The sequence below is a fragment of the Chromobacterium fluminis genome (genome assembly GCF_011602385.1).
GTDB lineage: Bacteria > Pseudomonadota > Gammaproteobacteria > Burkholderiales > Chromobacteriaceae > Chromobacterium > Chromobacterium fluminis.
Genome location: NZ_JAAOMA010000093.1, coordinates 1 through 7,268 on the forward strand (window position 1 = coordinate 1; position 7,268 = coordinate 7,268).

General features: G+C 48.4%; 10 protein-coding genes. All 10 read right to left on the reverse strand.

Features of this window, described 5'->3' with window-relative positions; genetic code table 11:
- Positions 1 to 77 precede the first annotated feature (77 nt).
- A complete protein-coding gene (locus HA052_RS26650) occupies positions 78 to 566 on the reverse strand; it encodes a hypothetical protein (protein ID WP_166454369.1) in 489 nt (162 codons plus the stop codon).
- Positions 567 to 1,125: 559 nt separating this feature from the next.
- Complete coding sequence (locus HA052_RS26655) at positions 1,126 to 1,461, reverse strand: hypothetical protein (RefSeq protein WP_166454370.1); 336 nt, start codon at positions 1,459 to 1,461, stop codon at positions 1,126 to 1,128.
- A 443-nt stretch (positions 1,462 to 1,904) separates the two neighbouring features.
- Positions 1,905 to 2,465: a DUF5625 family protein gene (locus HA052_RS26660; RefSeq protein ID WP_166454371.1), complete on the reverse strand. Its 561-nt coding sequence runs from the start codon at positions 2,463 to 2,465 to the stop codon at positions 1,905 to 1,907.
- Between the two features lie 151 nt (positions 2,466 to 2,616).
- Positions 2,617 to 3,075 (reverse strand): hypothetical protein, encoded by a 459-nt coding sequence (locus HA052_RS26665; protein WP_166454372.1) that lies wholly within the window; start codon positions 3,073 to 3,075, stop codon positions 2,617 to 2,619.
- 32 nt (positions 3,076 to 3,107) lie between these two features.
- The gene (locus HA052_RS26670; RefSeq protein ID WP_166454373.1) at positions 3,108 to 3,455 is read right to left on the reverse strand and encodes a hypothetical protein; all 348 of its coding nucleotides are present in this window, start codon (positions 3,453 to 3,455) and stop codon (positions 3,108 to 3,110) included.
- A gap of 586 nt (positions 3,456 to 4,041) precedes the next feature.
- Complete coding sequence (locus tag HA052_RS26675; protein ID WP_166454374.1) at positions 4,042 to 4,563, reverse strand: hypothetical protein; 522 nt, start codon at positions 4,561 to 4,563, stop codon at positions 4,042 to 4,044.
- Positions 4,564 to 4,605: 42 nt separating this feature from the next.
- Entirely contained in the window at positions 4,606 to 5,022 is a 417-nt protein-coding gene (locus HA052_RS26680; RefSeq protein ID WP_166454375.1) for a hypothetical protein, read from the reverse strand.
- A gap of 51 nt (positions 5,023 to 5,073) precedes the next feature.
- Positions 5,074 to 5,466, reverse strand: a complete 393-nt coding sequence (locus tag HA052_RS26685) for a hypothetical protein (protein ID WP_166454376.1) — start codon at positions 5,464 to 5,466, stop codon at positions 5,074 to 5,076.
- A 62-nt stretch (positions 5,467 to 5,528) separates the two neighbouring features.
- The gene (locus tag HA052_RS26690; protein ID WP_166454377.1) at positions 5,529 to 6,752 is read right to left on the reverse strand and encodes a glycosyltransferase family 4 protein; all 1,224 of its coding nucleotides are present in this window, start codon (positions 6,750 to 6,752) and stop codon (positions 5,529 to 5,531) included.
- A 1-nt stretch (position 6,753) separates the two neighbouring features.
- Positions 6,754 to 7,268 (reverse strand): HlyD family type I secretion periplasmic adaptor subunit (locus tag HA052_RS26695; protein WP_166454378.1); only part of this gene is annotated, 515 nt, incomplete at its 5' end.

Below are 7,268 nucleotides of genomic sequence, written 5' to 3' on the forward strand. Positions count from 1 at the left end.
CTACAGAGGTGCCAGCACCCCAAGTCCCCTTTGAAATAGCATCTGCTACACTAGTAGCTACATTCCCCATTGTCTCATTAGAGATCGCCATACTTCCCCCTTCTCATGACACATGAAAAAGCAACCATTGTCGCAAAAAAACAAAACAAAAATGCTTGCTCAAGAATAACAAAGACAATAAAAATGACAGCAAAATTATGCTGCATCAATTTAGCAGGACAATCAATAACTCCTTTAAAAAAAGGGGATGCCACCACAACAGTAATAAGCATCGCAACAAGCAAATGAATCACACCAACTCTCCCTAGAGGCAATCGGGCCGCCACTTTAAAAAAAGAGAAGTAAAAAATACACATCAGCACATTAAATGACAAAATCATTGCGCTAGAATAAACAATTGCTGAAGTCGCTCCATACTGCCCCAAACATACCCCTCCCCCATAGTGAAAAACAAAAAAACCGCCTACACCTGTCAACACAAAATTCAGAAAAAACATCACCTTAAAAAAATGCCTCATAAAAACATTTAAAGACACCTTAATAACACCAAAACATCTATCAAGCATAACAACCTCCCAAGAACCACCATAAAATACCTATCTACCCTATTCTGGATAGCCACACACTTATTTGTATGGATATTCAGAATTCGATAAATTAAAAAATTAAATCAAAACATCCAAAACAATTAATAAACCGCACCATTAAAATAATTACTCACGACAGCCATTTATCACGACAATATACCGCCCTTCTAGCGACACGCTCCATGGCATCCTATTTCTTCAGCCTAAATATTTCCCACAGAAATCCCAACCCTCCAATAACCAAAAACACCTTGCTACCAAAAGCAGAATAAAGCCCGCCAAAGAAACTACCACTATAACCAGACCTTTCAGCACTCCAATAGAAAAAAACACCAATAAAAAGCATAAGCAATGCGCTTACCAATCTATTCATAGCCCCTCCCATCAACTCAAAAACCATATTCAAACAAGGTCACAACATAATTAAAATCATTACCCAATAATCACCAATCCATCAATGACTTCTAGTATATATTGGTACTTAAACAGCATTGATAGACAAAGCCTTTTCTCAATCGATGGGCTTCATTTTCCATCATTACCTTCCGCCAAAAACCTGAATGCAAACCCAAGCAACCATCGCCGCAAAAAAGAAATACATCACGAGCCTAAAAAAATCAATCAAAACAATACCCGCACCCTCCTTCCGCTTACCCACAATTGGAAAAACAAAAAATCTGATTAAACTCTTATTCAAATCGCCACCATCCCCTATAAGCTTCAAAATAACTACAGAGAACATAACGATCACACTAGGCACATTAAAAAACCACAACCTAGAAGCGGCAACACCAAACAAGAACCACTCTAAAGCAGTAAAAAAAATCAAACTAAAAACAAAAAACACACCCTTATGAACTTTCAAGAAAAACATACACCTCCCAACAAATCATCTATTACCATTTAAAAAAAACACCACCGCCAGATGGCCGCATCAACATGGAAAAACACATCCCTCGCGCTGACACTTAGCCACCAATTAAACCATTTCGAAAAATAAACATCACAAATACAACAATAAAAACAAATGCACTCCTAACAAAATAGAATGGCAAAAAACACAGCACAATTACAGGAAGAAAAAACCAATAAATAAATTTAACAAACAAATTATTATCATCAGAAGGCATCAACTCTCTCCACTCCCTCTCACCACCTGACAAAAAGGTATACTTATAGAAAAATCCTAAAACATACAGAATAAAGAGAATTACGCAAAAAAACATAGCCCCCCTTAAAGATCACCTTACATACACCCCACAAACAATGAGCAAAAAAATTTGACATCATAATTTCTCGACCTACGGCAGTAGGTAGTTACGGTAGGCACTCTTGTACCTTTTCCATATTTTTACTCACCGTGGTTTTAAACCTATCCACACCAACAACAAAATCTGTTTTTATGCTGGCATATACTGGGTTTGCTGACAAATTTTCCAACCTTAAATGATACGTCCCAGGAAACAAGAGTTTTCCCCCAATATTCTTACCAAAGCTATCCCCTCCCCAAAATGTCAACGTAGGGGATAGTTGTTTCTGAAAGACTCGGCACATATTATTTTTACCCAACTTAAAAACCTCAAGTCGCACCGGTGTTGTCACGCCGGGCTCGAGCGGATCACCTGTCTTATCTAAAGCATTATCACCCAGCACCTTCCTAACTCTTTTTCTATCCAGCTCATTTCCCGATTGATAATCAAACTCCAAAAAGAAATCATACACATTTAGCTCATCAACGGTGAAGTTAGTCTCAGCCACCACACCTGCACGACTCAGGTCAACAGGCAAATTCAACGGTGGCTTTAATTTAGTTTCCCCTACTGAACATCCAGACACCGCCAATACGAGAAGTACAAGAAGCCTAGTCTCTACCATCATCCCTCCCCTCCGATCAATATCTCCTAGCACAACACTATATAATCATTTAATACTCACAAATAAATTTATCTAACCAATAATAAAAGCAAGCCTATCAACTGACTCACGCATTTTAACCAACCACCACCGCATGCATGTATCTATTAGTTCCTCACTCTACTTTCAACGCGCGCCCCAAAGCACACGCCTGAAAGCACAACAAGAATAACGCAGCATGAAATATATTCATCCCCAAGGTGAATGTTGCATACCTCAACCCTGAACCGAAGACAGCTGACTCGCATTGAAACTCATAGCCAAGTACCGCATCCGCGATCAACCCCACCAACAGCAGACACAGCGAAGCGCCCATTAACAGCTGTGATTTGGGCAGGTTTGTTACTGAAATAAATCGTCCATTCAGCCCAAAGAATAATGCATTCATCAAGATGGACTCCAACAGCAACAGCTGAGAAAAAATCACCTGCCAATGAAAAATACCGCCGCCACATGACACGAAGCGATGAGTAATGTCACCGCCCACTTTAAGCCACGACAAACCCAAGCCTAATGAAAACAAGAACACTGTCGATGCACCAAACCCGTAATACAGCCATCTGAATTTCAACATTACTCTTACACTTTCCCCGTAAAACCATTTACCTACTCATGGCTCCACTTATATATTCTCTGCAAGTAGGGATTGGCACGATAAAAGAAATATAAAACCATGCCAACGCTACCAATAAAAAACTCATGCCAATCCGTTGATTCAGAGCCTAGGCTTGGTGTCACTACTAACAACAGCAGCAGCATCGCAAAAAGCCAGGAGAGGCCCCGATAAAAGAGTCGGCTTCTATTTCCCAGCACATCCACCACCGGCTCTGCCAGAAAAAACCAAGTCATGCGCGGAAACTGGCGATGCAGAGCAAGATAGCCATCCAATTCAACCAATCGCTGCATTAACTTGAAAAACAAAAACAACTCAAACGACAAGATCAAGGCACCCATATTTCACTTCCTACCCTTTATTTACACCCATAGTGCGCGCGTCTGCCTCAAGATCAAGCAAGCGCCCGCGCCATCCAACAATATAACCAGACGCCCCAGCCAAGAATTGAAGCGTAGACCAAACAATTGGTACTGCATGAGCAGCTGCTGCCAAGGCAAGCCCTGCGGCAATGCCGATACCACACGCAGCCTCATATAATAAGCGCACCAAAGGCAAAACCATCCAACAGAGGGCTCATCTAGCGTCACACCATATCTGACAGCGTACAAGAAAAATAATATGCTGAAGAACCCAGCCCCCAGCTTTAACACCCATAAACTACCCAACTCGCCCACCCGCCGTCCATAAATCAAGTCAGGTCTATTTACTACCATGAACAACACAATTGCAATATACAGAAATGGCATATCCATCTTTCTCTGATCACAAGCAGCAAGACCACAACAAACTTAGGATTACGAAGTTGATTTTATTCTACGTTCAATCACTTTCCGTTCTCGACTTCAACGCTGGGCTGATCACAATCTCTTTTTCCCAAGCTCGAACACCTCCCACAACGCCCCCATCACCCCTAGCAACAAGCGTTCACTTCTTTCGGGTCGCTTGCAGTAATTTGAAAGCCATAATTTGTGCCACCAATACCAAGGTATAATTCAAGAAAAACTGCACAATGCTAAGCTGTCCTATTCGTGTTGATCCATACCCCGCCAATATCAAAATCAGGGCAAATACCGACAACACATAGGCCCAGTCAAAATATTGCTTGAACATCTGCTGAGCAGTTTCAACCTGAGCCACTTTTGAATCGGTCTCCATGCGCCATGGCACACTTCGGAACACACCCAACCCACTCCATCCGAAAAAAGAGAAAAATAAATCATTGCCGGCCTGGTACCTGGCCGACAGATCAAGACCATGCAAGGAACGCGGGGGCAGTTGCGACCAATCTCCTATTCTAAGCATGGAGGCCAATAACAATAGCCACCAGTAACTGATTCCCGCCAGCGCCCCAAACAACGCCAGGCCAAATAAAATCAGATAGATGCCTCGTACCCAGTCATGGTACTTTTTCAATTCTATCCTCTGTTGAGTTCGATGGTGATGCATGTCTGCCCCCCATATACTAAAGACACAGTCTGAATTTACGCGTCAGTTCTTTGGATTCATCTTCAGCACAAAAACCGGCTTGCCTCTACCCTGAAAACGATCGGCATAGTATTGACGAGGTTTTCTATAAAACTCCAGCATGATTGGGCTGCCCTGAGTTGCCTGCTCGCCTTTAGTCATCACAGTCAGCAGAATGCTGGAAAGCACTTTGGGATTCATTCCTTCCAAATTGTAATACTGCAAACCCGCATTGAAATCATGATTAGAATAAGCATCTAATTGGCGCGTGCAGCCATGAGGGTCTTCACAGACTCCTCTCGCGATCATATCCTTAATAATCACATCCCAAAGCGCCTTGCTTTCTTCACGATAAAAGCCCCCCATTGCCAAGCTGGGCATTGGAGAAAACAACACACCACCAAAAACCAGCCACAAAAAAATCAAGCCTAACAATCGCATAGCTACCCCTCTCTTGATCAAGCACAATAAGCACACCTATTCCAGCACCGTTCAATTTCTCCTCAATACAACAACAAACCTTGCTTTCTGATCAGAATAAACACTCCCATCCGTCTCCATTCTTGATTTTGTATCGACGAAGTTGATTATTATTTCATTCATGCTTTTATTCGCGTCAAAAAAATCATAAGCGCGAATCAGCACTTGTGAATTACCGGCATCATAAATAGTAATGGCCGCGCATTGCTTCAAAAAGGAAAGCCGCAACCAGTTTTGGCATGGCCAGTTATCCTTGGACACTGCCGCTCCGGCGCTCTGGCCACCAACAAATTCAAACAAGGCCATATTGTTCTGGTTCTCACGTGTCGCATCCACAAAGTAGGCAAACAGAAGCGACAAGATTCCAATAAATAAGCACACCAAACCTGTTGCGCTGAACCTCATAAGCTCACTCCCAAATGTGTTACTCAAACCCTATTCAGTTCTTCTCCGAAACCATGTAGGCTCTACCCCTCGCCCGGCCATGAAACAACCCGCTCCTCCAAACCCAACAACCGTCGATAGCCCGCCAATCCCGCCTCCACGCTGTAGCGCGCCGCCGTCTCCCGCGCCGCAAGCCGCAGCCCGCCGCCGTCCGTCTCCAAGGCCGCCCCCACTTTCTCCGCCAATGCCGCCGCGTCGAAGAAGTCGGTCAGCTCGCCGTTCTCCCCGTCCCGGATCACTTCCCGCACCGGCGCGGTGTCCGACGCCACGATGCGGCAGCCGCTCGCCATTGCTTCCAGCAGGCTCCACGACAGCACGAAGGGATAGGTCAGGTAGACATGGACCGCCGACACTTGCAGCGCCTTTCGGTAAACCTCGTACGGCACTTTGCCCAGGAAGTGCACCCGCTCCGGGTCCACCGGGTTGTCCCGCAGCAGTTTTTCGCGCCAGTGGGCCGCGTCACGCGGCGCGCTGCCGTAGCTGACGCCGTCCCCGCCCACGATGACGATCTGGCTGTCCAGCCGTTGCCGCAGCAGCGCCGGCAAGGCTCGCATCAAGGTGTGGAAGCCGCGATAGGGTTCGAGGTTGCGCGCCACATAGCTGACGATGGGCTGGCCGGCGCGCAGCGTCCGGCCGTTGGGCAGGGTCAGCGTCGCCGTCGGGTCCGGCCCCAGTTGGCCGCAGCGGATGCCTTCGTGCTGGATCTGCACCTTCGGCCGGTAGGCCGCCGGGTGCAGGCTGTGTTGCCAGTGGGTGGGGGTGACGCTTTGGTCGGCGTGTTCCAGGTTGAGCAGGTGCAGCGCGTTGCGCGCCCGCAGCCGCGCCGCGCCGTCCAGGCTGAGCGGGAATTCCGGGTCGAAGTCGGCGTCGGCCCCTCGGCCGTGGTAGTAGTATTCGCTGTAGTGGATCAACCGCGCCGCCGGGAACAGGTCTTTGAGGAACAGGGTTTCGCCCCAGCCGGGGTGGGCCAGGATGACGTCCGGCCGGTAGCCACGCTGTTGCAGCGGCTGCAAGGCGCGCAGCACCGCCTGGCCGTGCAGCACCGCGTCTTCGTAGCTGTGCAGATAGGGGTGGGTGTGGCGGTGCGGGCCGCGGTGCGGCCGGTAACGCAGCAGTTTGACGCCGGCCAGGCCGGGCGCGCTGTCGCGCCCCACCGCCAGCAGCTCGATGTCCGGCCGTTGTTTGAGGTGTTCGGCGATGTGGCGCAGCTGGCCGGGGAAGTTTTGGTGGATCAGCAGCAGTTTCATCTCAACGCTCGCGCAGGCCTTCGCCCACGTGCTGTTGCAGCGGGCTGAGGAAGTAGTCGATCACCCGCCGCCGCCCGGTCTTGATTTCCGCGCTCACCATCATGCCGGCGCTGAGCCGCACCCGCGCGCCGTCTATGCTCAGGTGGTCTTGCTTGAGCCGGATCCGCGCCAGGAACACCAAGCCCTTCTTTTCGTCTTGCATCGCGTCGTGGCTGACGCTGTCCACCACGCCGTCCAGGTAGCCGTAGCGGGTGTAGGGGAAGCTTTCCACTTTGACGGTGGCCGCCTGCCCCGGCCGCACAAAGCCGATGTCTTTGTTTTCGATCTGCGCTTCGATTTCCAGGGTTTCGTCCCGCGGCACCACGGCCAGCAGCGGCTGGGCTTCGGTCACCACGCCGCCCACGGTGTGGATGGCCAGTTGCTGCACGCTGCCGGCCACCGGCGCGGTCAGCCGGGTCAGCGCCTGGCGTTGGCCGGTCTTTTTTTGGTCTTCGCCGTATTGGCGCATTTGTTCGC

Bases quoted from the DNA above. Each gene is read 5' to 3' on its own strand.
- HA052_RS26650 (WP_166454369.1), bottom strand. From the start codon at position 566: ATGCTTGATAGATGTTTTGGTGTTATTAAGGTGTCTTTAAATGTTTTT.
- HA052_RS26655 (WP_166454370.1), bottom strand. From the start codon at position 1,461: ATGTTTTTCTTGAAAGTTCATAAGGGTGTGTTTTTTGTTTTTAGTTTG.
- HA052_RS26660 (WP_166454371.1), bottom strand. From the start codon at position 2,465: ATGATGGTAGAGACTAGGCTTCTTGTACTTCTCGTATTGGCGGTGTCT.
- HA052_RS26665 (WP_166454372.1), bottom strand. From the start codon at position 3,075: ATGTTGAAATTCAGATGGCTGTATTACGGGTTTGGTGCATCGACAGTG.
- HA052_RS26670 (WP_166454373.1), bottom strand. From the start codon at position 3,455: ATGGGTGCCTTGATCTTGTCGTTTGAGTTGTTTTTGTTTTTCAAGTTA.
- HA052_RS26675 (WP_166454374.1), bottom strand. From the start codon at position 4,563: ATGCATCACCATCGAACTCAACAGAGGATAGAATTGAAAAAGTACCAT.
- HA052_RS26680 (WP_166454375.1), bottom strand. From the start codon at position 5,022: ATGCGATTGTTAGGCTTGATTTTTTTGTGGCTGGTTTTTGGTGGTGTG.
- HA052_RS26685 (WP_166454376.1), bottom strand. From the start codon at position 5,466: ATGAGGTTCAGCGCAACAGGTTTGGTGTGCTTATTTATTGGAATCTTG.
- HA052_RS26690 (WP_166454377.1), bottom strand. From the start codon at position 6,752: ATGAAACTGCTGCTGATCCACCAAAACTTCCCCGGCCAGCTGCGCCAC.